The 25,426-nt window shown below is 51.6% G+C and carries 23 protein-coding genes; 21 read left to right on the top strand and 2 right to left on the bottom strand.

The window, feature by feature from the left end; genetic code table 11:
- Positions 1–17 precede the first annotated feature (17 nt).
- The 3 genes from HNQ57_RS11545 (at position 18) to HNQ57_RS11535 (ending at position 2,140) form a co-directional block, all read left to right on the top strand.
- The gene (locus tag HNQ57_RS11545) at positions 18–917 is read left to right on the top strand and encodes a D-hexose-6-phosphate mutarotase (RefSeq protein WP_184463140.1); all 900 of its coding nucleotides are present in this window, start codon (positions 18–20) and stop codon (positions 915–917) included.
- 228 nt (positions 918–1,145) lie between these two features.
- Entirely contained in the window at positions 1,146–1,691 is a 546-nt protein-coding gene (locus tag HNQ57_RS11540) for a CC0125/CC1285 family lipoprotein (protein ID WP_184463138.1), read from the top strand.
- A gap of 59 nt (positions 1,692–1,750) precedes the next feature.
- Positions 1,751–2,140, top strand: coding sequence for a CoA-binding protein (locus HNQ57_RS11535; RefSeq protein WP_226968339.1), 390 nt, complete (start codon positions 1,751–1,753; stop codon positions 2,138–2,140).
- Positions 2,141–2,213: 73 nt separating this feature from the next.
- On the opposite strand, the gene HNQ57_RS11530 is transcribed toward HNQ57_RS11535, so the two are convergent.
- Positions 2,214–2,867 (bottom strand): urate hydroxylase PuuD, encoded by a 654-nt coding sequence (locus HNQ57_RS11530; protein WP_184463136.1) that lies wholly within the window; start codon positions 2,865–2,867, stop codon positions 2,214–2,216.
- A gap of 234 nt (positions 2,868–3,101) precedes the next feature.
- Here HNQ57_RS11530 and HNQ57_RS11525 point away from each other — a divergent pair, with 234 nt between their 5' ends.
- The 13 genes from HNQ57_RS11525 (at position 3,102) to ispH (ending at position 18,307) form a co-directional block, all read left to right on the top strand.
- On the top strand, positions 3,102–3,887 hold the full coding sequence (locus HNQ57_RS11525; RefSeq protein ID WP_184463134.1) for a hypothetical protein: 786 nt from the start codon (positions 3,102–3,104) through the stop codon (positions 3,885–3,887).
- Positions 3,888–4,009: 122 nt separating this feature from the next.
- Positions 4,010–5,524 carry a fumarate hydratase gene (locus HNQ57_RS11520; RefSeq protein WP_184463131.1) on the top strand — a complete coding sequence of 505 codons (1,515 nt, stop codon included), beginning with the start codon at positions 4,010–4,012 and terminating at the stop codon, positions 5,522–5,524.
- 108 nt (positions 5,525–5,632) lie between these two features.
- The gene (gene sbcB / locus HNQ57_RS11515) at positions 5,633–7,072 is read left to right on the top strand and encodes an exodeoxyribonuclease I (protein ID WP_184463129.1); all 1,440 of its coding nucleotides are present in this window, start codon (positions 5,633–5,635) and stop codon (positions 7,070–7,072) included.
- Positions 7,069–7,347: a GIY-YIG nuclease family protein gene (locus HNQ57_RS11510; protein WP_226968338.1), complete on the top strand. Its 279-nt coding sequence runs from the start codon at positions 7,069–7,071 to the stop codon at positions 7,345–7,347. The genes sbcB and HNQ57_RS11510 overlap by 4 nt, the downstream gene beginning before the upstream one ends.
- 38 nt (positions 7,348–7,385) lie before the next feature.
- The gene (locus HNQ57_RS11505; RefSeq protein ID WP_008251486.1) at positions 7,386–9,191 is read left to right on the top strand and encodes an ABC transporter transmembrane domain-containing protein; all 1,806 of its coding nucleotides are present in this window, start codon (positions 7,386–7,388) and stop codon (positions 9,189–9,191) included.
- An 18-nt stretch (positions 9,192–9,209) separates the two neighbouring features.
- Positions 9,210–10,226 carry an aspartate carbamoyltransferase gene (locus HNQ57_RS11500; protein WP_184463128.1) on the top strand — a complete coding sequence of 339 codons (1,017 nt, stop codon included), beginning with the start codon at positions 9,210–9,212 and terminating at the stop codon, positions 10,224–10,226.
- Positions 10,227–10,243: 17 nt separating this feature from the next.
- Complete coding sequence (locus HNQ57_RS11495; RefSeq protein WP_184463126.1) at positions 10,244–10,858, top strand: NUDIX domain-containing protein; 615 nt, start codon at positions 10,244–10,246, stop codon at positions 10,856–10,858.
- Positions 10,855–12,453 (top strand): murein biosynthesis integral membrane protein MurJ, encoded by a 1,599-nt coding sequence (gene murJ, locus HNQ57_RS11490; protein WP_184463125.1) that lies wholly within the window; start codon positions 10,855–10,857, stop codon positions 12,451–12,453. The genes HNQ57_RS11495 and murJ overlap by 4 nt, the downstream gene beginning before the upstream one ends.
- A gap of 94 nt (positions 12,454–12,547) precedes the next feature.
- Complete coding sequence (gene ribF / locus HNQ57_RS11485; RefSeq protein WP_184463123.1) at positions 12,548–13,477, top strand: bifunctional riboflavin kinase/FAD synthetase; 930 nt, start codon at positions 12,548–12,550, stop codon at positions 13,475–13,477.
- Positions 13,478–13,503: 26 nt separating this feature from the next.
- Positions 13,504–16,326 carry an isoleucine--tRNA ligase gene (gene ileS / locus HNQ57_RS11480; protein WP_184463121.1) on the top strand — a complete coding sequence of 941 codons (2,823 nt, stop codon included), beginning with the start codon at positions 13,504–13,506 and terminating at the stop codon, positions 16,324–16,326.
- Entirely contained in the window at positions 16,319–16,840 is a 522-nt protein-coding gene (gene lspA / locus HNQ57_RS11475; protein ID WP_184463119.1) for a signal peptidase II, read from the top strand. The genes ileS and lspA overlap by 8 nt, the downstream gene beginning before the upstream one ends.
- 21 nt (positions 16,841–16,861) lie before the next feature.
- Positions 16,862–17,314, top strand: a complete 453-nt coding sequence (gene fkpB, locus HNQ57_RS11470; protein ID WP_184463117.1) for an FKBP-type peptidyl-prolyl cis-trans isomerase — start codon at positions 16,862–16,864, stop codon at positions 17,312–17,314.
- A gap of 45 nt (positions 17,315–17,359) precedes the next feature.
- Entirely contained in the window at positions 17,360–18,307 is a 948-nt protein-coding gene (gene ispH, locus HNQ57_RS11465) for a 4-hydroxy-3-methylbut-2-enyl diphosphate reductase (protein ID WP_184463587.1), read from the top strand.
- 17 nt (positions 18,308–18,324) lie between these two features.
- Here ispH and HNQ57_RS11460 read toward each other — a convergent pair whose 3' ends face one another.
- Positions 18,325–18,831, bottom strand: coding sequence for a GspH/FimT family pseudopilin (locus tag HNQ57_RS11460; RefSeq protein ID WP_184463115.1), 507 nt, complete (start codon positions 18,829–18,831; stop codon positions 18,325–18,327).
- 169 nt (positions 18,832–19,000) lie between these two features.
- Here HNQ57_RS11460 and HNQ57_RS11455 point away from each other — a divergent pair, with 169 nt between their 5' ends.
- Genes HNQ57_RS11455 through HNQ57_RS11435 form a run of 5 tightly spaced genes read left to right on the top strand, consistent with a single transcriptional unit; the run spans position 19,001 to position 25,415 of the window.
- The gene (locus tag HNQ57_RS11455; protein ID WP_184463113.1) at positions 19,001–19,513 is read left to right on the top strand and encodes a GspH/FimT family pseudopilin; all 513 of its coding nucleotides are present in this window, start codon (positions 19,001–19,003) and stop codon (positions 19,511–19,513) included.
- On the top strand, positions 19,510–19,950 hold the full coding sequence (gene pilV / locus HNQ57_RS11450; protein ID WP_184463111.1) for a type IV pilus modification protein PilV: 441 nt from the start codon (positions 19,510–19,512) through the stop codon (positions 19,948–19,950). Before HNQ57_RS11455 ends, pilV begins: the two co-directional genes overlap by 4 nt.
- A 2-nt stretch (positions 19,951–19,952) precedes the next feature.
- A complete protein-coding gene (locus HNQ57_RS11445; RefSeq protein ID WP_184463110.1) occupies positions 19,953–20,993 on the top strand; it encodes a PilW family protein in 1,041 nt (346 codons plus the stop codon).
- Positions 20,990–21,538, top strand: a complete 549-nt coding sequence (locus HNQ57_RS11440; RefSeq protein WP_184463108.1) for a pilus assembly PilX family protein — start codon at positions 20,990–20,992, stop codon at positions 21,536–21,538. Before HNQ57_RS11445 ends, HNQ57_RS11440 begins: the two co-directional genes overlap by 4 nt.
- A gap of 58 nt (positions 21,539–21,596) precedes the next feature.
- Complete coding sequence (locus tag HNQ57_RS11435; protein WP_221301684.1) at positions 21,597–25,415, top strand: pilus assembly protein; 3,819 nt, start codon at positions 21,597–21,599, stop codon at positions 25,413–25,415.
- Positions 25,416–25,426 lie beyond the last annotated feature (11 nt).

Raw genomic sequence — 25,426 nt, 5'->3', positions numbered from 1 at the left:
ACAAACTAGGATGAATCATGGTTTTAGATGCCCTCGAATTAGTCAGTGCTACGGTCAAGCTAGTTCCGGTCAGGTCACTATTTACGGGCGCTGGGGATTTGCCTATATTGGAATGCACTACCGCTAAATGTCGGGCATTGATTTCCCTACAGGGTGCTCAGGTTTTGTCTTTTTGCCCAACTGGCGAAGATGACTTGTTGTGGCTGAGCCCGCTTGAATCGTTTGAACCTGGGAAGGCGATTCGCGGTGGAATTCCGCTGTGTTTGCCGTGGTTTGGTGTTAATCGTCGTGAGCCTGAATTGCCTAAGCACGGTTTTACGCGGAATCAATCCTGGGTCTTAGATAATATTGCTGAGTCCGCCGACGGGAGTCTGGAAATAAGTTTTCTGTTTCAACCTAGCGAGGCCGATTTACACATTTTCCCGTACTTTTTTTCTGCTCAGCTCACTATTCTTTTAGGCAGCGAGTTGACCCTGAGCTTGTCCGTGCGTAATAACGGTGACGAAACTATGCCTCTTAGCTTTGCAATGCACAGTTATTTCGCGGTATCGGGCTTGTCTGGACTTGGGCTAAATGGTGTCGAGGGTGCCGAATACCTCGATAACTGCCAGCAATTAGAGCGTTTTACACAGGACGAGGCACTGTATTTTACGGGCGAGATTGATCGTGTTTATGAGGGGCTCAGCGGTCAGCAGTGTATAAATGATACTCAGCGAAATATTGTGATTAGTGGCCGGGGCTGCGACACCGTGGTGGTGTGGAATCCCGGTGAGGCACTCGCTAAAGACATGGCGGATGTCGGGCCGCATTTTTCAGAGTATGTCTGTGTAGAGCGGGGCATGGCTTTTGCCGATGAGCTGCAATTGGCGCCGGGTCAGCAACATCTTGCCGTAATGACGGTGGCGCAAGCGCGTTGATGCTATTCTCGCATGGCGTTTTCTCGCCGGGTTACGCCGTTAGCGAAATCGCTTAATTTGGTGTCTTTCGGTATATTGGAATTCACCGTGGTGGACTCATTCATACCCATAAGAATAATTCTGTTCAGTTTCAGTTAATCTCAATTAGGTATTATTACGTACACAAGTTAAACGTTACCGCTAATACTTTGGTGTTGGCGGTCAGTGGTAAATCAAGAGGGGAATAATATGCGTTTACATTTAGTATTAGTTGCATTGTTATCGACAGCGGTTGTGGCCTGTAGCAGCAGCGGCACCGTATATAAGCCGGCAGAAGAGCGCGGGGCTTATGGATACACCGAAACCGAGCTTGGCGCTGACCGTTACCGCGTTACGTTTACCGGCAATAGCCGTACTGATAAAGAGACCGTGAATGATTATGCAATGTTGCGGGCGGCAGAGCTGACCCTGCAGAGTGGCTATAATTGGTTCCATTTGGTCAATCGTGACACCGAAGGCAAGACTCGCACGACTGGCGGCATTTCTGCCATCAATGATTTTGGTGGTCATACGTCAGTATATCGGCGCTGTGGTCTAGTAAGTTGCGATACCGTTGTTACTCAGACGCCTTCGCGTATTAGCGGTGGGGTGTCGACTTCAACTACGCGTACCAATTATCAAGCTTCATTGGAAATCAAAATGGGTAAAAACCCTATGCCCGATGATGCTGAGGCCTATAATGCGCAAGAGTTAGCATCTACCTTGCGTCGCTGGATTGGTCAGAAAGCGAAGTAAGGCATTAGCTCTACCGCAAACCGGGCGCTGGTCGCCCGGTTTTTTTGTGAGGTCGAAACGTGTTTGCCGAAAAAACTAAGATAGCCGCAGAGACTGTAGTAGTGCTGGGCGCGAGTCCAAAGCCAGAGCGTTACTCGTTTAAGGCGGTAAAGCTACTCACTGATTGCGGGCACAAAGTATTGCCGGTGAACCCGTATCACCCAGAAGTGGCGGGAATCGCCTGCGTGGCGGGTGTTGACCAGCTACAAGACAAGGTTGATACCGTAAGTGTTTATGTTCGCGCTGATTTACTGAGTAAGGATATTGCGAAAATTATTGCGCTGGCGCCGCGCCGAGTAATATTTAATCCGGGCACTGAATCAGATGAAATGGCTGCCGCTTTTAATAAGGCGGGGATCGCGACAGAAGATGCCTGTACTTTAGTGTTGCTCCGTACAGGTCAGTTTTAATTTGGCTTTTGGGGTGAGGCGGGCGTAAAAAAGGGGAGCCATTGGCTCCCCTTTTTTATTTTCTGCGTTGGCTTTATACAAACTGTAGCAAGGCTACCATCACTACGGCGAGTGCAATGCTGCAGTGAATAACACCTTTTACAGTGGTCATTGGGCCAGTTTTACCAAAAATGGCATTGAGCTGAAGCGCTGCGATTAAACCGATGCAAATCCACAGGCCTAAGCTGACAGACGAACCTGCTTTGCTTACTGCGACGGCACCAGCGGCGCCAGCGCCGTGGAAAGAACCCATCATGCCGATCAACATAGGGGCCGAGAACAAGGTGTTAGTCCGCGAGGCGAGGCCGGCTTTTGGCGCTGCTTTGGCCGCGTCACCAGGTACGATGCCACACACGATTTTTTGATTTGGCCAAATAATCAGCCATACGTTGAGGAACATCAGGGTACCCATAAGGGCGCCAATAATGATGTAGCCGTTTAAGCCACGAGCCATGGTGAAGTGCAATAAGCCTAGGCCGGTGAGGAAGGTGAACATGGCGCCCCAGCGGAACCACCACAGTGCGCGTGGCGCGAGCTTTTTAACCGCATCGGCTTTGGCTGCGGGTTCAGCTTCTTTGAAGTATTCGGTTTGGACAAAGTTAAAGTAATACAGCAAGCCAATCCAAGTGATGCCGAATAAAACATGCAGCCAGCGTAGTAATAAATCTGGGGAGATAAATGCGTCCATTAAAGAATCCTCGTTCGCGTTTTGTCGTTGTCTAATTTTTTTGTGTGCACTGCAGCGTAGAGTCAATGTACAACCATCTGCCGCGCTGTGTTAGCGTAAAACCGTTGAAGTATAGCAAAGCCGCGGAACTTGGGTAGTAATTGCTGCTCAAATGCCGAATGTGGTGCTTTAAGCCCCGTTACGTCAGTGTCATAATGGGTTTTTTCTGCCCCTAATTAGAGTGAGTTATTACGCGTGAGCACGGAAAGACAAGAACCAAAGATTTCACTCTCGATTGACGAGGACGATATTGTCCAGGCCCCGCCGCAGCGCAAGGCCGCATCTGCACCGCCGCCACCGCCGAATAGTGGTGGCGGCAGTGGCTTCGTGACGTTTATGTTAGCGGTGCTGATATTGGCGCTGGCGGGCGCATCCTATTATTTATATGAGCAGCTGAGCAGTGCGCAAAAGCAGTTACAATCTGGGCAGGGGCGGATCGATCTCTTGGAGCAGCGCTTGTCGGTTGCCGATGAAAGTATTAGTGAGACCAGCGCCTCAACTCAGGTAAGACTCCAAGAAATGGATTCGGAGGTGCGTAAGCTGTGGGACAATGTTTGGAAAAAACAGAAAGAGGAACTCGCCCAGCACGACGCTAGTTTGACCACCCAAAAAGCCAATTTAGAAAAAGCTGAAAAGCGCATTGCCGCGCTTGAAGCGAAATTGCGGACCAGCGACGAGCAAGTTGCCAAAATTGTAAAGTCTTACAATGCCGAACGTGAATCGCTGACCTCGATGGCGAGCAAGTTAGATCGAGTTATTGCCCAAGCCGAAGTGAATCGCAAGCAGTTATTAGATATGGGTAAACAAGTGGCCTCTGGTGGTGCATTGGATGCGCGGGTTAAAGATCTTGAGCGCCGGGTTAGTCAAAATGACGACTGGCTGGATTCGATCAATGCCTTCCGCAAGCAGGTGAACCGCGATATCGAGTCTATGCGTCAGACTATGTCGCAATACCATTCGGGCAGTCCGTCCCCGAGATAAGCAAATAGCGGGAGCAGGGCGCTGGGTGATAAGGGTCATGGTGTACTACACCACGGCCCTTTAGCTAGTGTATACTCTGCCGCCATTCCGGCCGCTGTCGCCATCATTTCAGGAGTCCTCCGATGACCGTAATTCGTCAAGACGATCTCATTCAGAGTGTGGCCGACGCGCTGCAATACATCTCTTATTACCACCCCGTTGATTTTATCCGCGCTATGGATGAAGCCTATCAGCGTGAAGAAAACCCCGCCGCCAAAGACGCCATGGCGCAAATTCTGATCAACTCGCGGATGTGCGCCGAGGGCAAGCGCCCGATTTGCCAAGATACCGGTATTGTTACTGTGTTCTTGACCGTGGGCATGGATGTGCAGTGGGAAGGCACCATGGGTGTCAGCGATATGGTCAACGAAGGTGTTCGCCGCGCCTATAATCTGCCAGACAACGTGCTACGCGCTTCTATTCTGGATGACCCCGATGGCGCTCGCAGCAACACCAAAGACAATACCCCGGCAGTTATCCACTACCAGATCGTGCCCGGCAATACCGTAGAAGTGCATGTTGCGGCCAAGGGCGGCGGCTCGGAAGCAAAATCCAAATTTGCCATGCTCAACCCGTCCGACTCAGTCGTCGATTGGGTATTGAAAATGGTGCCGACCATGGGCGCGGGCTGGTGTCCGCCGGGCATGTTGGGTATTGGTATTGGCGGCACTGCTGAAAAAGCGATGATTATCGCCAAAGAAGCGCTGCTCGACCCCATTGATATTCACGATCTGCAAAAGCGCGGCGCCAGCAACCGCGCGGAAGAACTGCGTTTGGAATTGTTTGATAAAGTAAATAAGCTGGGTATCGGCGCCCAGGGCTTGGGTGGCTTGACCACGGTTTTAGACGTAAAAGTTAAAGACTTCCCAACGCACGCGGCCAATAAAGCCGTGGCGATGATTCCCAACTGCGCGGCGACCCGCCACGCCCACTTCACCTTAGATGGCAGTGGCCCAGCGGCGCTGACACCCCCGTCGTTGGATGAGTGGCCGGACGTTACCCGCGAAGCCGGTGATGCCAAGCGCGTTAATCTGGACACCGTAACTCAAGAAGAAATGGCCACATGGAAGCCCGGCGACACTATTTTGCTGAGCGGCAAAATGCTGACTGGTCGCGATGCTGCCCACAAGAAAATGGTCGATATGCTGGCCAAGGGCGAAGAGCTTCCCGTGGACCTGAAAGGTCGCTTTATTTATTACGTTGGCCCCGTTGATCCAGTGCGCGACGAAGTTGTTGGCCCCGCGGGCCCAACCACCGCGACGCGGATGGATAAATTTACCCGCACCATGCTCGCCGAAACCGGCCTGATGGGCATGATTGGTAAATCTGAGCGCGGCGATGTTGCGATCGACGCCATTAAAGAATTCGGTGCTACTTACCTTATGGCTGTTGGCGGCGCGGCTTATTTGGTCGCCCAGGCGATTAAAAAATCCGAAGTTGTCGGTTTCCCAGAATTGGGCATGGAAGCGATCTACGAATTCACCATTGGAGACATGCCCGTGACTGTTGCGGTAGATGTTCGCGGTGAATCCGTGCATAAAATCGGACCGCAGATCTGGAAGGCTAAAATCGAAGCGCAGGCGATAGAAGTAGTCTGACGTCGGACGAAAGACGGGAGACGCTTGATGGGAGACGGTAAACGCTACAGCTTTTGCGTTCGCCGTCTCCCGTTCGGCATTTAGCGCGACGCATTTAAGGAGCAAACCTTGGCAAATCAAACCTTCTACTGGCACGATTACGAAACTTGGGGCGCTAATCCCGCTCGTGATCGGCCGGTGCAGTTTGCCGGGGTACGCACCGATGCAGATTTGAATATTATCGACGAGCCCCTAATGGTGTTCAGTCGGCCCAGTCCAGATTATCTCCCCCATCCCGAAGCCTGTTTAATTACCGGCATTACCCCCCAGCAAGCACTGCAAGACGGCGTGTCTGAGGCGGAGTTTATCGCCATTGTTCACGCTGAGCTGTCGCAGCCGGGTACCTGTGGTGTTGGCTATAACAGTATTCGTTTCGACGATGAAGTCACTCGCTACACCTTATACCGTAACTTTTTTGACCCCTATGCGCGGGAGTGGCAAAACGGCAATTCTCGCTGGGATCTCATCGATGTCGCGCGATTGTGTCGGGCCTTGCGGCCAGAGGGCATTGAGTGGCCGGTGCGCGAAGACGGCACGCCGAGCTTTCGCCTTGAAGAGTTGTCGGCGGCCAATGGCTTGAGCCACGAGTCGGCGCACGATGCATTGTCTGATGTATATGCCACCATCGACTTGGCTAAGTTGCTCAAACAGCGCCAGCCCAAATTATTTGATTACGCCCTGAGCTTGCGGGATAAGCGCACGGTGGCGGCGATGTTAGATACCGTCGCGCAGGTGCCAGTGCTGCATGTCTCGGGTCGTTTGCCTGCGTCTAAGCTCTGCTCTGCGTTGATGATGCCGTTGGCACTGCACCCCGATAACAAAAACAGTGTGATTGTTTACGACCTCAGTGTTGATCCTCAGCCCTTGATTGATTTGTCGGTTGAAGAAATTTCTGCGCGGGTATTTAGCGCCACGGCCGATTTGCCGGAAGGCGCTGAGCGTATTCCCCTCAAAGAAATTCATATCAATCGCGCCCCTATTGTTGCGACTGCGAAATTGCTGGATGACACCGTATGCGAGCGCTTGCAGCTCGACATGGCTCAGTGTCGGCGCAATTGGCAGCGCATTCGCAAGAGCGGTGATCTCGCGGCCAAACTGCAAAAACTATTTGGCGGGCGCAAGTTTGCTGAAAGCAGTGATCCCGATGTGATGCTCTATGGCGGCGGGTTTTTCAGTGGCGAAGATCGTCATTTGATGGATTCGGTGCGCAGCAGTGATCCAGAGGCTTTGGCGGGGCAGTCTTTTCCCTTTCGCGATCAACGTCTGCCAGAATTACTCTGGCGTTACCGCGCGCGTAATTACCCTGCGACCTTGACTGGTGCCGAGCGCCAGCAGTGGCTGGAGTTTTGCCGCCGACGCTTGCGTCAGCCCGAGCCGGGGCAGCTGGGTTTCGCCGAGTTTCGCCAGCGCTTAGGCGAATTGGCACTGGAGCGCAATTCGTCCACAGACACCATGATACTCAATGAATTAAGCGAATATGCCGATGCGCTGGAGCAGGAAGGTTTGTGAGCTCCCCTTGGTGGGTGTATATGGTGCGCAGCCGTAGCGGCAAACTGTACACCGGTATCAGCACCGACCCTGAGCGTCGATTTCGAGAACATTGTGGCGAGGGTGGGCGAGGCGCACGGTTTTTTCGTGGCGATCCCCCCGAGGCTATTGTTTACCGAGAGACCGCCGAAAATCGATCTGAGGCGTCCCAGCGTGAGGCGGTCATCAAGAAAATGAAGCGCAGCGCCAAAGACAGCTTGATCCTTCAAGTAAACGCCGCTTTCCCAGAGGTCTGATTAAAGCGATAATGCCCGCCGATAAACAGGGGAAGGTAATGTCAGATAGCGGTCCAGAGCGAGCAAAAAGCACAAACGTCGGCGTATTGAAGGCCATGATGCAGTTTTTGCGGCCTTATTACTGGCAAATGATTGGCGCCAGTATAGCCCTTGTGTGTACTGCGGCCATTACCCTATCCATCGGTCAAGGTCTGCGGATGCTGGTTGATCAAGGCTTCTCTAGCAACGCGACTGAAGCCGCTTTGAATCAAGCCTTACTGCTCTTTACGGCGATGATTCTGTTATTGGCGGTCGGCACCTTTACGCGCTTTTATTTGGTGTCGTGGATAGGGGAACGGGTAAGTGCTGATCTGCGCAAGGCGGTATTTGCCCATGTGGTGCACCTGCATCCCGGTTATTTTGAAACCAATCTCAGCGGCGAAATTCAATCTCGTATCACCACCGACACCACTTTACTGCAAACCGTCATTGGTTCTTCAGTATCGATTGCGCTGCGCAATTTGCTGATGTTCATTGGTGGGGTGATATTGCTCTTTATCACCAATCCTAAATTAACGGCGCTGGTGATGCTCAGCGTGCCACTGGTGGTGGTGCCGATTATTGTGTTCGGTCGCCGGGTGCGCAGCTTGTCGCGGACCAGCCAAGATAAGATCGCCGGCGTCGGTACCTTTGTCGGTGAATCGGTTAAAAATATTAAAATGGTGCAGGCTTTTAACCATCAGGAATTGGATCGCAATGCCTTTGATGGTCATGTTGAATCGGCATTTCGGGTAGCGATTAGTCGTATTAATCAGCGTGCGTGGTTAACCACCATTGTAATAACCCTAGTGCTCGGCGCGGTGACCGCCATGTTATGGGTCGGCGGGCTTGATGTCTTGGCGGGAAAAATCAGCGGCGGTGAGTTGACGGCATTTATCTTTTACGCGGTGATGGTTGCGGCATCGGTGGGTGCTATCTCTGAGGTCTACGGCGATTTGCAGCGCGCTGCCGGTGCTACCGAGCGCTTATTGGAGTTGCTCGCGGCCGAGAATTTAGTGCCTTCGTCAACCGCGCCGGTACCATTGCCAGCAAAGCCCAAAGGGCATTTGGAATTTGATCAGGTTTGCTTTAGTTATCCCTCGCGACCAGAGCAGCAGGCGATTGATAAACTTTGCCTCGATATCAAACCGGGCAGCAGCTTAGCACTGGTGGGGAGTTCGGGTGCAGGTAAGTCGACCTTGGTTGATTTAATATTGCGGTTTTACGATGTACAGGGCGGCGCAATTCGTTTTGACGGCATTGATATACGCGACCTGAGCCTAGATGATTTGCGCTCGCAAATTGCCATCGTACCCCAACAGCCGGTTTTGTTTACCGGCAGTGTGGCCGACAATATTCGCTACGGTAAGCCCGGCGCGACAATGGCCGAGATTGAAGCGGCTGCCCGCAAAGCCTATGCTCACGAGTTTATTGAGCGCTTGAGCGACGGCTACGACAGCTTTGTGGGCGAGGGCGGTATTCGTCTGTCTGGCGGTCAACGTCAGCGGGTTGCCATTGCGCGGGCGATTCTGGCTGACCCAACCTTGCTGCTTCTCGATGAGGCCACCAGCGCGCTCGACGCCGAGAGCGAGTATCAGGTTCAGCAGGCCCTGGAATTGCTCATGAAAGGGCGCACTACCATTGTGATAGCCCATCGCCTAGCGACAGTGGTCGACGTGGATATTATTGCCGTGCTGGATCACGGTAAGTTAGTGGATGCCGGTAATCATGCCGAACTTTTACAAAGCTCGCCGCTCTATTCGCGCTGGGCGAGTTTGCAGTTTGATGAAGGCAGTAGCAGTGCCGAACAAATGGTAACAATGTAATTAACGCGGAGAGACCCTTTGAAATTTTCAGGTAGCCATATCCTCTCTATTAGTCAGTTCGACCGCGGCGATATCGAGCGGGTGTTTGAAGTTGCCGACCGTATGGAGCCCTATGCTCATCGCCAGCGGGTGACCAAGGTGCTCGACGGTGCCATTCTCGGCAATATGTTTTTTGAGCCTTCTACGCGAACTCGCGTGAGTTTTGGTTGCGCCTTTAATTTACTGGGCGGCGAAGTACGGGAAACTACCGGCTTTGAGACGTCGGCGATTGCTAAGGGTGAATCACTGTACGATACAGCGCGGGTTCTTAGTGGCTATAGCGATGTTATCGTTATGCGCCATCCGGTTTCCGGTTCGGTGGCGGAGTTTGCCGCTGCGAGTCGAGTACCGGTGATGAACGGCGGCGACGGCGCTAACGAGCACCCCAGTCAGGCGCTATTAGATCTCTATACCATCCGTAAAGAACTACAGCATCAGGGTCGCAGTGATCTCGACGGCCTGCGTATTGCCATGATCGGTGATTTAAAATACGGCCGCACCGTGCACTCCCTGTGTAAATTGCTGTGTTTATACCGCAATGTCACCGTGGTATTAATTTCGCCCACGGAGTTACAAATGCCGGGCGCGATTGTTGAACAGCTGCGCAGTGCTGGTCATACCGTGGTCGAGTCGGATGTCATGGAAGGCAGTATTTCTAAAGTAGATATTGCCTATTCCACCCGAATTCAGGAAGAGCGTTTTGCCGATCGCGCCGAGGCCGATTTGTATCGTGGCCGCTATCGGCTGAATCAGGCAATTTACACCCGCAATTGCGAGCCCAATACCGTCATTATGCATCCGCTGCCGCGGGACTCTCGCTCAGAGGCCAATGAACTCGACAATGACCTCAATGATAATCCGAATTTGGCGATATTCCGGCAGGCCGATAATGGTGTCTTAGTGCGCATGGCGCTGTTTGCGCTGATATTAGACGTCGTCGATCAAGTCGATAAAAATGCCCGCGATGTTAACTGGTATACCGAGCGGCGTTTCTGAAGTGGTGCAAATAGCGAATGGCTGATTTCAAGCGCAGTGATGTAGAAATAGATGAAGACCGCGCTGCTTGGCGCGGTTTTTTTCAAGTGCGGGCATACCGTTTGCGCCACCGTCTGTATGAGGGCGGCTGGGGGCGCTGGTTGAGCCGAGAGCTATTTGTGCGTGGCCCGGCGGTGGGCGTACTGCCCTATGATCCCGCGCTGGATTGCATTTTGCAGGTTGAACAATTTCGGGTTGGGGCAATGAACCGCTCGGCCAGTCCTTGGATTTCAGAGTTGGTGGCGGGCATTATCGATAAGCCTGACGAGAACCCCGAAGACGTCGCGCGCCGTGAGGCGCTTGAGGAGGCCGGTATCGACATTGCCGAAATGGAAGCCGTTGCTGAATACTACTCCTCGCCGGGGGGCAGTGATGAATATTTTCACCTGTTCTGTGGGCGGGCCGATTTAAGCGCCGCCGGTGGCTTTTACGGTTTGGCTGAGGAGGGCGAGGATATCCACGCCAAAGTGATTTCCTTTGCCGATGCCATGGCGATGTTAGATGCCGGTCAGATCGACAATGCTCACAGCTTAATCGCCCTGCAGTGGCTGCGCATACATAGGGATGCGCTGCGCCAACGGTGGCTAGCATGAGTGATTCCGCTGCGGCGAAAGGCCCCGCCAAGCAGCGCGGGTTGCTGCGCTCTAGCTTGCTGGTCAGTGTCATGACCTTGCTGTCGAGAGTTTTAGGCTTGATTCGCGATGTAGTAATTGCCAACTTTTTAGGCGCGAGTAGCAACGCCGACTGTTTTTTTGTCGCCTTTAAAATTCCCAATTTTCTGCGGCGTCTGTTTGCCGAAGGCGCGTTTTCTCAAGCCTTTGTGCCGGTGCTGTCGGAGTACCGTGAAAATGGCAGCAAAGAGTCAATTAAACTATTGATCGATCGCGTTGCCGGTGCACTGGGCGGGGTTTTGCTATTGGTGACCTCGGTCGCTGTGTTAGCGTCCCCGATCGTGGCCACGGTGTTTGCGCCGGGTTTTAGAGCAGACCCGGCTAAGTTTCAGCTCACCTCCGACATGATCCGTATCACCTTTCCCTATCTTTTCTTAATCTCCATGACCGGCTTTGCGGGTGGCATTCTCAATACCTTTGGCCGCTATGCCGTGCCGGCGTTCACCCCCGTGCTGCTAAATGTCTGCATGATTGTGGCTGCCGTGCATTTCTCGCAATACTTTGCCGAGCCTGCAATGGCACTAGCCTGGGGTGTGTTGATGGCAGGCGCAGTGCAAATGGTTTTCCAGATGCCATTTTTGCAGCGCATACAAATGTTGCCGCGGCCACGTTGGGCGTGGGAAGACCCGGGCGTGCAAAAAATTATTACCCTGATGATTCCCGCGCTATTTGGTGTGTCGATTAGTCAAATCAATTTGCTGCTCGACACCATTCTGGCCTCGTTTCTCCCCACGGGCAGTATTTCCTGGCTGTATTATTCCGATCGCTTGGTTGAGCTGCCTCTAGGGGTGTTTGCCATTGCCATTGCCACGGTGGTCTTGCCCAATTTGTCGCGGCTGAAGGCGGGTGGTAACGAATTGGCGTTTGGCGCGACCTTAGATTGGGGTTTGCGCAGCGTGCTGTTGATGGCGGTACCGGCAACGGCAGCGCTGCTGCTGCTGGCCGAGCCAATTTTGGTTACCTTGTTTCAATACGGCGAAATGCAGCTCCGCGATGTGACTATGTCGGCATTGAGCTTGCGGGCGTATACCTTGGGCTTAATCCCGTTTATGTTAATTAAAATCTTGGCGCCGGGCTTTTATGCGCGCCAAGACACTAAGACCCCAGTGCGGATCGGTATTATCGCCATGGTGGCGAATATGGTGATGAATATAGCGCTGGTCATTCCGCTTCACCATTACTGGCAGGTTGGTCACGCAGGTTTGGCCTTGGCCACGGCGGCATCTGCCTGGCTCAATGCGGCCTTGTTGTTCCGTGGTCTTCGCCAAAAAGCCGGCTATACAATGCTGCCGGGCTGGGGGCGCTATTGTATGCAGTTGGGCTTGGCCGTCACGGCGATGGCGGTTTGTCTTTGGTATGGTTTGCTATGGTTTGATGGCTGGCAGCAGTGGGGTGCGATGCAGCGAGCGATGCATTTGGCGGGCTTATGTGTGGCGGGCAGTGGCGCTTATATTGCGGTAATGGTCGCCTGTGGTTTGCGTCTTAAGGATCTGCGTGGCTCCGTGCCCCATGGCTAGGAGTGCTGCAGCGCGATTAGCGCAACACTGGCGTTTAGTCCAGCCCCTTAGTGAGTTATAATCAGCGGCTTTGTAAATTACAACGATGGTAGGCATGGAGTTAATCCGCGGATTTAAGCATTTTCGCCCCGAGCATCGCGGCTGCGTAGCCACGATTGGCGCTTTTGACGGTGTCCATTTAGGTCATCAGGCGGTGTTACGCCAGTTAATTGCCAAGGGTAAAGAAATGGGGCTGCCGTCGACCGTGGTTTTGTTTGAGCCTCTACCGAGAGAGTTCTTTTCACCGAATGATGCGCCAGCCCGCTTAATGAGCTTTCGTGAGAAATTTGATGCCCTGCGGGAGCTGGGTATTGATCGCGTTTTGCGGATTCGTTTTACCCCAGACTTCCGGGACCTTACCGCCAGTGAATTTATTCACACCTTGTTTGTTGCGGGTTTAGGTGTGAAATACATTGTGGTTGGCGACGACTTGCGTTTTGGCCGCAATCGCAGCGGTGATTTTGGTTTACTGCGTAAATTCGGCAATGTTAATGGCTTTGAAGTAGTCGATACCTCTACTTTGCAGTTTGCTGGGGAGCGCGTGAGCAGCACCCGTATTCGCGAAGTATTGGCCGACGCGGACTTTGCACTTGCGGAACGTTTGTTGGGGCGGCGCTACAGCATATCTGGGCGGGTAATCGTTGGTCAGCAATTAGGCCGTACCATTGGTACGCCGACAGCCAATATGGAATTGCACAGACTGCGTTCGCCACTCTCTGGCGTGTTCGCCGTTGAGGTTTATGGCGCGGCAGAGGGCATGTGCCCCGGCGTTGCCAATGTTGGCGTGCGACCAACGATTGGCGATTTATCAAAAGCAATTTTAGAAGTCCATTTGCTGGACTTTAATCAGAATATTTACGGCCGCAAAATTCGCGTGGTATTTCGCAAAAAGTTGCGTGAAGAAGCGAAGTTTGACGGACTAGACGCCCTGCAGGCACAAATTGCCAACGATGTAGAGCAGGCGCGATCCTTTTTTGATCTTTAAACCTTTGGAATGTGTAAGAAGCCACTATGAGTGAATACAAGCACACCTTGAACCTGCCCGAGACCAGCTTTGCCATGAAGGCAAATTTGGCCCAACGTGAACCCGGTATGCTGAAGCGCTGGCAGGAAGAGGACGTTTATCAGCAAATTCGCGACGCCCGTGCGGGGCGGCAAAAGTTTGTACTTCACGACGGCCCGCCGTATGCCAATGGCGATATTCATATCGGTCACGCGGTCAATAAAATCCTTAAAGACATTATTGTAAAGTCGAAAACCCTCAGCGGTTTTGACGCGCCTTATGTGCCCGGTTGGGATTGTCACGGCCTGCCAATTGAACTCAATGTTGAAAAGAAAGTAGGCAAGGCTGGCCATAAAGTTGACGCCGCCACGTTCCGAGAAAAGTGCCGAGAATACGCCTATAAACAGGTGAATGGTCAGCGCGAAGATTTTAAACGCTTGGGTGTTTTTGGTGACTGGGACAATCCCTACCTCACCATGGATTTTGGCTTTGAAGCCAATATCATTCGCGCCCTTGGTAAAATTGTCGACAACGGTCACTTGCACAAGGGCTTTAAGCCCGTGCACTGGTGCATGGACTGCGGTTCGGCCTTGGCCGAAGCCGAAGTGGAATACAAAGACAAAACTTCGCCAGCGATTGACGTCGCTTTTGCCGCGGTTGATCGCGCTGCGATGCTTGCTGCGGGTGGCCTGCCAGCCGACACCGAGGGCGAGTTAAATTTGGTGATCTGGACCACCACGCCGTGGACAATACCCGCTAATATGGCAGTGAGCCTGCACCCTGAGCTGGATTATGTGTGGGTGTCCTACACCCGCAGCAGCGGCGAGACTATGGTAGTGCTACTTGCTGATGCGCTGCACGAATCAGCTCTGGCGCGCTATGGCGTTGAAGGCTTTACGGTAATCGGTCGCTGTAAGGGCGCCGCACTCGAAAATCTGCTGCTGCAGCACCCGCTTTACAGCCGCCAGGTGCCGGTGATTCTCGGGGACCATGTCACCACCGACGCGGGTACCGGTGCTGTCCACACCGCACCTGCCCACGGTCAAGACGACTTTGTGGTTGGCAAAGCTTACGGCTTAGAAGTGTATAACCCCGTTGCCGCTAACGGCACTTTTTTGCCGGACACTGAGTTTTTTGCCGGTCAGCATGTGTTTAAGGCCAATGATAATGTGATTGAGGCTCTATCTGAGCGTGGCCGTTTACTGCTGCACAAGCCTTTGGAGCATAGCTACCCCCATTGCTGGCGTCATAAAAGCCCGATTATTTTCCGCGCCACACCCCAGTGGTTTGTCAGCATGACGCAAAACGGTCTGCTGGATACCGCGATGAAGGAAGTGGACGCCGTAAACTGGATGCCCGGCTGGGGTCGTGCGCGTATCGAGTCGATGATGCAAGAGCGTCCCGATTGGTGTGTATCGCGTCAGCGTACTTGGGGCGCGCCAATTGCCCTGTTAGTTCACAAAGACACCGCCGAACTGCACCCTAATACTCCTGCGCTGATTGAAGAGATTGCTAAGCGGGTTGAGGGCGCTGGCATTCAAGCGTGGTTCGACCTTGAGGTCAGCGAGCTGTTGGGCGACGACGCCAGCGACTACGTTAAAGTGAGCGATACCTTAGATGTGTGGTTCGACTCTGGCGTTACTCATTACGCGGTCTTAGCGCAGCGCGATAATTTGCAGTTTCCTGCTGATCTGTACTTAGAAGGCTCGGATCAGCATCGCGGCTGGTTCCAGTCGTCTATGCTGACCTCGGTGGCGACCAATGGCTGTGCACCCTACAAGAGCGTACTTACTCACGGTTTTGCCGTGGACGCCCAGGGCCGTAAAATGTCGAAGTCCGTCGGCAATGTGGTTGCGCCGCAAAAAGTCATGAACACCTTGGGTGCCGATATTTTACGCTTGTGGGTGGCGGCAACCGATTACCGCAATGAGATGACGGTCTCTGACGAAATCTTTAAACGCACCGCGGATTCTTATCGTCGCATCCGCAACACCGCGCGTTTCTTGCTTGCCAATATGGCGGGTTTTGAGCCACAGGAACACGCTGTGGATCTTAGCGATATGCTGGCGATGGATCGTTGGATTATGCACCGCGCTGCGGAATTGCAAGACGAGATCGTCGCTGCTTACGAGGCTTATCAATTCCATTTGATCTATCAGAAATTGCATAATTTCTGCGTGCTGGAACTGGGCGGCTTTTATCTGGATATTATTAAAGATCGCCAGTACACGACCAAGCCCAATAGCTTGCCACGGCGTTCAGCGCAAACCGCGATGTACCATATTGCTGAGGCGCTGACTCGCTGGATTGCGCCGATTCTGAGTTTTACTGCCGACGAATTGTGGGAACACCTACCCGGTGAGCATAACGGCACCGTGTTTGCTGCGGAGTGGTATCAGGGCCTGAGTCGTATGGAAGCTGATGCTGAAATGGACAGTGATTTTTGGGAAACGGTGCAGTCGGTTAAGTCAGCGGTGAATAAAGTATTGGAAGGCGCCAAAAAAGAAGGCTTGGTTGGCGGCAGTCTGGCCACCGAGGTTACTTTATTCTGCGATGAGAGCTTGATGAACAGCTTGGTTAAATTGGGCGACGAGTTGCGCTTCGTCTTAATTAGTTCTGCTGCACGGTTAGCGCCGCTGTCGACCGCCAATGAGGCAGTGGCTACTGATGTTGACGGTTTGCAGGTGCGCGTCGCCGCCAGTGATGGCGAGAAATGCAGCCGTTGCTGGCATCATCGTGAAGAAGTCGGTCAATCTTTAGAACATCCTGAATTGTGCTTCCGCTGTATTGATAATGTCGACGGCAATGGCGAAGTGCGGTTTTATGCTTGAGTCGGGGGTGAGTTTCGAACAGGCCGCTGAGCGGCGCAGCAGGGTGTTTTGGCTGTTGGTGGTGGTCGCGGTCATTGTCGTGGATCAGATCACGAAATACCTTGCCAACAATACGCTGGGCTACGCCCAACCGCATCCGGTATTGCCGGTTTTAGATATTACTTTGCACTATAACCGTGGCGCGGCGTTTAGCTTCCTGAGTGATGCTGGCGGTTGGCAGCGCTGGTTTTTTTCTGTCATAGCACTGGCGGTAAGTATTTATATTGCGGTCTGGCTGCAGCGCCTCAAGCGTGAACAGTGGCTATTGTCTCTGGCGCTGGCGCTGGTATTAGGCGGGGCGCTGGGTAATTTGTGGGATCGCGTGTGGTTTGGCTATGTTATCGATTTTATTTCGGTACATTGGGATCACCACTATTTTCCCACCTTTAATATTGCCGATGCGGGAATTAGTGTTGGCGCAGTACTGCTGCTGCTCGATATGTTTTTAAATCCCGAAACTGAAAAATCATCCTGAGGGATGAGTGGACTCTATTGAATGACTGATATGCAAATTGCTCCCGGCACTGAAATTACTCTGCACTTCGCTTTAGGTATTATTGATGGCGATGAAGTCGATTCTACCTTTGGCGGTAAGCCCGCTACGTTTAGCTATGGCGACGGCAGCTTGCTTCCTGGTGTTGAGGCCAAGTTGCTTGGCTTGAGTGCGGGGGCAAGCGAAACCTTTACCCTAGCGCCAGAAGATGCCTTTGGTCAGCGCAATCCGGCCAATATTCAGCGCTTTCCCCGCAGTCAGTTTGCGGCCGACATGGTGCTTGAAGAGGGTGTGGTGATTTCCTTTGCCGATGCGGCGCGTGCGGAATTACCCGGGGTAGTGAGTGAAGTGAACGATGAATCGGTGATGGTCGATTTCAACCATCCCTTGGCTGGTCGTCGCCTCGCCTTTCGAGTTGAAATTCTCAACGTAAGCGCGCAGGCTGGCGCCAAGTAAGCGTAATTGAATAAGGTGAATCTAGTGACGGGCACAAGCAGCAATATGCCGATTATGATGGCCAACCCTAGGGGCTTTTGCGCCGGGGTAGATCGCGCCATCGAAATTGTGAATCGCGCCCTAGACGTGTTCGGCGCGCCAATTTATGTTCGTCACGAGGTTGTTCACAATAAATTTGTGGTTGAGAATCTGCGCCAGCGCGGCGCGGTATTTGTCGACGAGCTTGTCGAAGTCCCCGACGACAAAATTGTTATTTTCAGTGCCCACGGCGTGTCCCAGGCGGTGCGCAAAGAAGCCGAAACCCGCGGTTTAAAAGTGTTTGATGCTACCTGCCCCTTAGTGACCAAGGTTCATATGGAGGTGGTTCACTTCAGCGGCGACGGTCGAGAGTGCGTGTTAATCGGCCACAAAGGTCACCCCGAAGTAGAGGGCACGATGGGCCAGTATAGCGGCGCGCAGGGTGGTGATATCTACTTGGTTGAAGACGTTGAACAGGCGTTGGCATTAGAAGTGCAAAACCCCGATCGCTTGTCTTTTGTCACCCAGACTACCTTGTCGATGGACGATACGGCTGCGGTGATCGACGCGCTGCGCAGTAAATTCCCCAATATTGAAGGCCCGCGTAAAGACGATATTTGCTACGCTACCCAAAATCGCCAAGACGCAGTCAAAACCTTGGCTGAGCAGGTTGATTTGGTCTTGGTAGTGGGCTCGCCAAATAGCTCGAATTCAAATCGGCTTCGGGAACTGGCCGAGCGAATAGGTTGCAAGGCTTATCTGATCGACAGCGAGACCGATATTCGCAGTGAGTGGCTGGCCGATAATCCCCGTATTGGCATTACCGCTGGGGCGTCTGCACCGGAAGTGCTGGTCCATGCTGTAGTGCAACGGCTTTGTGAACTCGGCGCGCAAGCCCCAGTAGAGCTGGCGGGTCGCCCAGAAAATATCACGTTTTCACTGCCTAAAGAACTGCGCTTAATCGACGTCTCGTAAACTATAGCGGTAGCTACTTATGGACAGCGGCTGCTTGAAGATTTTTGCAGCCGCAGCCGCCCACCAATGCTGATAACCAGTTGGTATTTATCATTTAAGCCCGATTTGCACAGACTTATGGTGCCCGCTTGAAATGCACCACTGGCAGTGGCTGCACGGCCATTGGGTAGGTAGGAAACGTAGTTAGCCACCCACCGGTTACCACTTATATGAATATTTTCGTGGTCTGTTGTGGTATACAGGCTAGTCTCAGTACTCTCTCTTTGACCGTTGTTGTTGCTGTCGACAAACAGTTCGACGCCGCTGCGCCAGTCACCATCTTGATTCCAAACACTGACCCGCTGCTGTTGTGAAATGGCCGTGGCGCGGGCGTTTACCAGTAAATGGTAAAGGTTGTAGGCGGCGCTCCGGAGCTGCTGCTGTTGAATAAAATGACTCATGGCCGGAACTGCAATTAGGCCTAAAATAGCACTGATTGCCAAGGCGCTAATCAGTTCGATCAGGGTGACCCCTCGGTTTTCCATTATGGACTCCTTTCCATACTGGCTTAAACTGTATGTTATTGGCGAGAAAGTATATTAGGAACTATATTTCACGGGATATTGGTAATTCTTGATCCTATTTGGCGTCAAGCCCGTAGCAAATAACTTTACGTAAGATCAAATGAAAGTCAAGGATAGCAAGGAACCTAGGATGTTGGGTCGCAAGGCATTGGAGTCGGGTTATACCCTTATCGAGTTAATGGTGACTGTTGCCGTGGTCGCTGTACTCGCGACGGTGGCTATTCCCAATTTTAGCGCCTTTATTAGCAACTCTCGCGAGCGAGCTGATGTCCAGTCAATGTTGAAAACGCTTGTGGCTGCGCGTTCTGAAGCAGTCGTTAGGGCACGCCCCGTTATTTTAACCGCTAACGTTGGTGACTGGGCTAAAGGTTGGCAAACCTGGGTCGACCTGAATGACAACGGCAGCTTTGACGCCGGTGAGGCATTCAAGGAGACGCCAGCAATAAAAACCAGCGCTAAAATCACGGCTAAAATTGGCACTTCTACAGTGACTAGTGTGACCTTTGATAATCAAGGCTTTATCAAGGACTCAAAAGCGGTGGTATTAAGCTATCGCAGTGAGCCGGAAAAATGCAGTCATGATCGCGATATCAATATCACCGCGAGTGGCCAGGTGACTATTTCAGATCGAGTGTGTCCATGAGCCTTTATACGCAGCGCGGCGTTTCTTTAATCGAGGTCCTAATTGCGGTGCTTATTACGGCAACTGGGGTGCTAGGAGCCTCTGCATTGCAATTAAATTCGGTGAAGTTTAATCAGGTAGCCAATATTCGGTCCGCCGCCGTATTTTTGTCAAATGACATAACGGATCGGATGCGTGCCAATAGAGTGTTAGCTCTCGCAGGACGTTATGACATAGCGATCGACGATGATGCGCCAGAGGGTGACACCATTGTCGATATTGACTTGCAAGAATGGTTGGCTGAGTTAGCTCTGCGTTTACCGGAAGGCGATGGTGCGATTAGTCGTGATGGCAGTGTCATTACCGTCACCGTGCAGTGGGATGAAGGGCGTTTGAGCAAATCGAGATTAGCCGGCGGCGGTAACATCCAGAGCTTTGTATTTGTGACGGAGTTCTGAGCATGAGATTAAAACGTGTTAAACAGCTCGGTTTCGGGCTCGTCGAATTAATGATTGCAGTGACGTTGGGTATTTTACTCAGCACGGCGGTTATACAGGTGTTTTTGGCGACCAGTACCAGTTCTAAAATGCTGGATTCAATGGCGCAAATTCAAGAGAACGCACGGTTTGCTATGCGTTTCCTGTCCCGCGAAATTCGCATGGCAGGCTATATGGGCTGCAGCTCGATTGGTGCGGCCGGCTTTAATAATATTGCTTTGCCTGCTAGTACGGCTATTTTCACCCCAGGTACAGCATTGGTTGGTGTCGATAATGTCACTGGCAGTGATGCCAAGTCAGCAGTAGTGGGAACCGATAGGCTGACCATAAAGCGCGCATCGGACCAGTTTATTACCTTGACCGGGAATCTGTCGCCAGACAATGCCAATATACAGGTTGAAAATAATTCGGTTAACTTTGTTAAAGAAGATTTTGTCATGGTCACCGATTGCTTAAATGGCGATATGTTTCGGATTACCAATACACCCAAAAAGAAAGGTGAGGGGCAGACCACCTTGGCCCACGCTACTGGCAGTAACTCCGATAATAAGCTGAGTAAAATTTACACGGGAGAGGCTGAAGTGTTTGGCTTTCAAGTGATTGACTTTTTTATTGCCGATACCGGCCGTAAAAGCTCTGCGGGTAATTCGGTCAATGCTCTGTATTTTCAACAGTTAACGCTAACCTCTGGCGGAGTGGTGACAGCGCCAACGGAGCTGGTGGAAGGTATCGAAAATTTGCAGCTTAGTTACGGCGTAGACACTAATGCAGATCGCGCTGTTGATGTGTATCAAACCGGTGCAGAGGTAGCTGATTGGGCAACTGTATTGAGTGTGCGCGTTGAGCTTATTATGTATGGCTCGCAAGACAATGTGGTGGGTAGAACGGGCGCAGCTGATGCGCAGCAACTCAGCGATGCCTCTGGTGATTTGGTCGCCAATAATGATGGCCGTCTGCGTCAGGTCTTTACCAATGTATTTACTATCAGGAATCGATTGCAATGAGTGGCCTAGCCCGACGTACTTGGCGACCATACCGCTCGCAGCGCGGCGCGGCCTTGATTGTGAGTCTGGTATTTATGCTAATCTTAACTATTATTAGTATTGCGTCCATGCAAACTGCGACCCTACAAGAGCGCATGGCGGGCAATATGAAGGAAAATACCATTGCCTTTCAGTCGGCCGAAGCCGCTTTGCGCACTGCCGAAGGGGTATTGCGCACTGGTGTGCTGCCAGGTTTTGACGGTACTGGCGGCTTTTATCAATCTTGTCCCGATCCAGCGGATACTCGCGACGCCTGCAAATATCCGACATGGTCAGATTACGACTCAGTGGGTTGGTTGAGCCTACAAAATAAGATCCCCGATGCCGCTAAGCAGCCAGAATATATTATTCAGCAATTGAACCGAGCTGGTAATAAAAATGATGTGCTTGATTCCGATCGCCCGGTTTCTCGCGACGGCTTTTATCGAATCATTGCCCGTGGTTATGGTTATAGTGATAGAAGCATGGTCGTATTAACTACCACGTATAAAAGACAAGAGTTGTAAGAGCCATTATCGGCTTTACACAAAGATCACAGCGCGCAATATGCGTAGGGGAAAGCTCATGCAACAGCAAAATGAATATGCAGCAAGCGTAGGCAAAAAAATAGGCTTGCTTGCAGTTGTGTTTGTGATGGCTGCGGGCTTTTCGCTACCCGCGTCAGCGCAAGTGTCTTGCACCGTGACAGAAACCTCCATTGCTGATATTGGGAAGAATAATAGTAACGACAGTTATGTTTACTCGACACTTTCCAGCATTGACCGGGTCGTAAGTTATGTTTTAAAAGGCGGTAATGCGAGTAGCTGCCCAAGTTCAGCGTTTCGTACTAGCGGCAATATATTGACAGTCTTGAATAGTAATAGTAATTCTTATACATGCATTGCGACGGTAACCGTTGAAGGTAAAAAGTTGGGGTGCACCGACCCCGTGTCAACAAGCTTAGAGGGTATTGCACAAGCGCCACTGTTTTTGACTCAATCTATACCGCCCAATGTTATGTATGTGTTAGATGACTCTGGTTCTATGCAGTTTGAATTAATGCCTGATGATATCATCGCCGGTAGTAGTCGCTATATATTCCCTCGTGCAAATGGTATTTACGGCGGCAGTGATTATTCCAATTATGTGCCTACCGTTGACGATAACGATCCTTATAATGCGCGCTCGCGTTCACCGCAAATTAATAGTCTTTATTACAATCCGTCCTCCACCTATTATCCATGGGTAAAATCGGATAATAGTAGCTACCCAAATGCAAATCCGGTGTGCGCACTGCATAATCCAACGCGTACCACGCTGTTACCGAATGCTGCGTTTTGTCGAAATTTGATGGTAGATAATAGTAACTACAATAGTAATTATTGGTTTAGTTGTAAAAGTGATAATAGCTGCACCAGTACCAATAGTATTAAAACATTTTGGCCGGCAACCTATTTTTGGTACAAGGGCAGCGGCAGTTACTGGAATTGGGCGAGTTACGAGCGGAAGCAAATCAGATCGGGTCAAACCTTCACTGGTCACGGCCGGGAAACGCGTGACGACTGTATCGCGGCCTCATTGGGGGTGTGTACTTACGCTGAGGAAATTCAAAATTTCGCTAACTGGTATACCTATTATCGTTCGCGAGTGTCAATGGCGAGAGCGGGCTCCGGCTTTGCCTTTGTTAGCCAAAGCAGCGGATTACGGATTGGTTTTGGTAGTATAAATCAGCCCAGTACCACGGTAGATGGGGTGAACTCTGAGGTTGTTGTTAAAGGCGTGCGGAAGTTTGCCGGCAGTGATCGAGATGCGTTTTATGACGCACTATATGGTCGAGATATTCCCAGTGCAGGTACGCCTTTGCGGCGTGCTATTGATGCTGTCGGCACTTACTATAAACGTACCGATAATAAAGGGCCTTGGGGTACTACTCCTGGCACGAATGACAGCAGTACTCAGTTGTCTTGTCGCCGCAATTACACGGTATTAATGACGGACGGCTATTGGTCAGGAAGTTCCGTGTCTGGCGCTGGCGCTAATAATAACGACGGTACAGATAATCCAACTCATACTGGGCCTGCGGGGCAAAGCTATCAGTACAAAGCGGTTTCGCCGTTTAAAGACAGTCGCAGCGACACCTTCGCTGATGTGGCCATGTATTACTGGAAGAATGATTTACGCAGCGATATGCCCAACACCCTTGCGGAGACGAAAGATAATCCAGCCTTCTGGCAGCATATGGTTACCTTTGGTGTCGGCTTGGGTGTGGCCGGTACGATTGATCCTGCGACGGCATTTGCCGCAATAAAGAGTGGCGCTAATATCGATTGGCCAAATCCAACCAGTGCCGACGCCCATAAAATTGATGATTTATTGCATGCTGGTGTGAACAGTCGCGGCGGATTCTTTAGCGCGGCAGAGCCTGCTAAATTTGCCAACGACTTGTCTGGCGTACTGGACACCATTACTAGCCAAAGTAAATCGTCGGCGTCGTCAATAGCCTCTAACTCAACACGCTTGGATTCGGGCACTTTGGTGTACCAGGCGAGTTTTAATAGTTTGGATTGGGCTGGTCGGATTGTTGCCTACAATTTAAATTCTGACGGCAGTTTGAAAGGGGTTGCCTGGGATTCCAATAACAATAGCATTGCCAGTGCCGCCACTCGTAATATTGTTGTTGGCTTGGGCGCGCCGGGTACCTTAGTGACATCAGCTATTAGCTTTACAGGAAGTAATTATAATGCGCTTTCCTTAAGTTTGCAGACGGCGTTGCTTGCTGGTGGTTCACCAACGACGGCCTTAGATCGACTGGCATGGCTGCGTGGGGACAAAAGCAAAGAAGGCATTACCTTGCGTCAGCGCTCCACTCCATTGGGCGATATCATTAACTCAGACCCCTATTTTGTCGATAATTTAGCGGACTATGGTTTTGGGGTTTTGAGCGGCACTGAAGGCAGTAGTTATAAAACCTTTTTGAATGCGAAGAAATCTCGCACATCAATGATTTATGTTGGTGCTAACGATGGCATGCTCCACGGCTTTGATGCGCTAACGGGCAAAGAAAAGTTCGCCTACTTGCCGGTGGCAAGCTTTCCGAAATTAGCGGCGCTGACCGACCCCGCGTATGTACACAGCTATACAGTAGACGGTTCGCCGCGGGCGAGCGATGCCTATATTAACGGTCAGTGGCGAACCGTATTGATTGGCTCCATGGGTGCAGGTGGCAAGTCGGTCTTTGCCATCGATGTTACCGATCCGGCCTCATTAACCAAGAGCAATTTCCTGTGGGAGAAAGCGACATCGCTTTTAGACACCGATAAACTTGGTGTTGCCATGAGCGAGCCGGTGATCGCGCGTCTGGAGGCTGGTGATAAATGGGTTGCCATTTTTGGTAACGGTTACGCTTCTGGCGACAATGTGAAATTATTTGTCGTAGATCTAGCAACAGGCGCTGTATTAAAGGCTATCGATACCGGTGTTAGTGGTGTCGGTAACGGGCTGGGGACACCGGTTCCCGTGGATGTTGATAGTGACCGCATCACTGACTATGTCTATGCAGGCGATTTAAAAGGTAATCTGTGGAAGTTTGATTTTACTGGTAATTCAATTGCAACATGGGATGTTGCGTTTAAAGACGGCAGCGTTCCTAAACCACTCTTTCAGGCTGTAGACAATAATGGCGTTGCGCAGCCAATTACGATGCGACCCACGGTTGGATCGCACAAGGAAAGTGGTTACATGGTGTATTTTGGAACGGGTAAATACTTTGAATACGCCGACGCCGTTGTGGGCAGCAGTCCACAGATACAAGATTTTTACGGCATAAGAGATGTCGGTGCAAGAGTGCTTAATCGTAGCGATTTAGTCACCCAAACCGTGGTTTACGAAAATACTGGAACGCTTACTGACGGTAGCAGTAGTGCCTTCCCGGTTCGCTTGGTTAGCAATAATAGTGCGACTAGTGCCCCGGTTTACGGTTGGCGTCTGCGGTTGTTGTCGCCATCGGGCATCGCAAACGGTGAACGCGCGGTATCAAAGCCAATACTGCGAAATGGCCGCATTATTTTTACCAGCATTATTCCGAATAGCGATGCCTGTGGTTACGGTGGTCGGAGCTGGTTGATGGAGCTTGATGCTAACAATGGTGGGCGCTTGAGCAGCCCAGCCTTAGATGTGAATGCCGATGGCAAGGTTGATGAACTAGATCAAATCTTGTTTGAAGGTAAGTACTACCCCATCAGCGGCCGTGGCAGTGACGAAATGATAAAAACGCCGGGCATTATTGGCGCTGGCGACCTTGAATATAAATATACCTCTGGCAGCAGCGGTACCATTGGTGTGGTCACTGAGTCTGCGGGTGAAGGTGAGCTATTAGGTAGGCAGTCATGGCGGCAGTTTCAATGAGGAATAGATAC

This window comes from Zhongshania antarctica (genome assembly GCF_014202945.1).
GTDB lineage: Bacteria > Pseudomonadota > Gammaproteobacteria > Pseudomonadales > Spongiibacteraceae > Spongiibacter > Spongiibacter antarcticus.
Note: the sequence above shows the minus strand (reverse complement) of the source record. Positions and strands in the feature narration are given on the sequence as shown.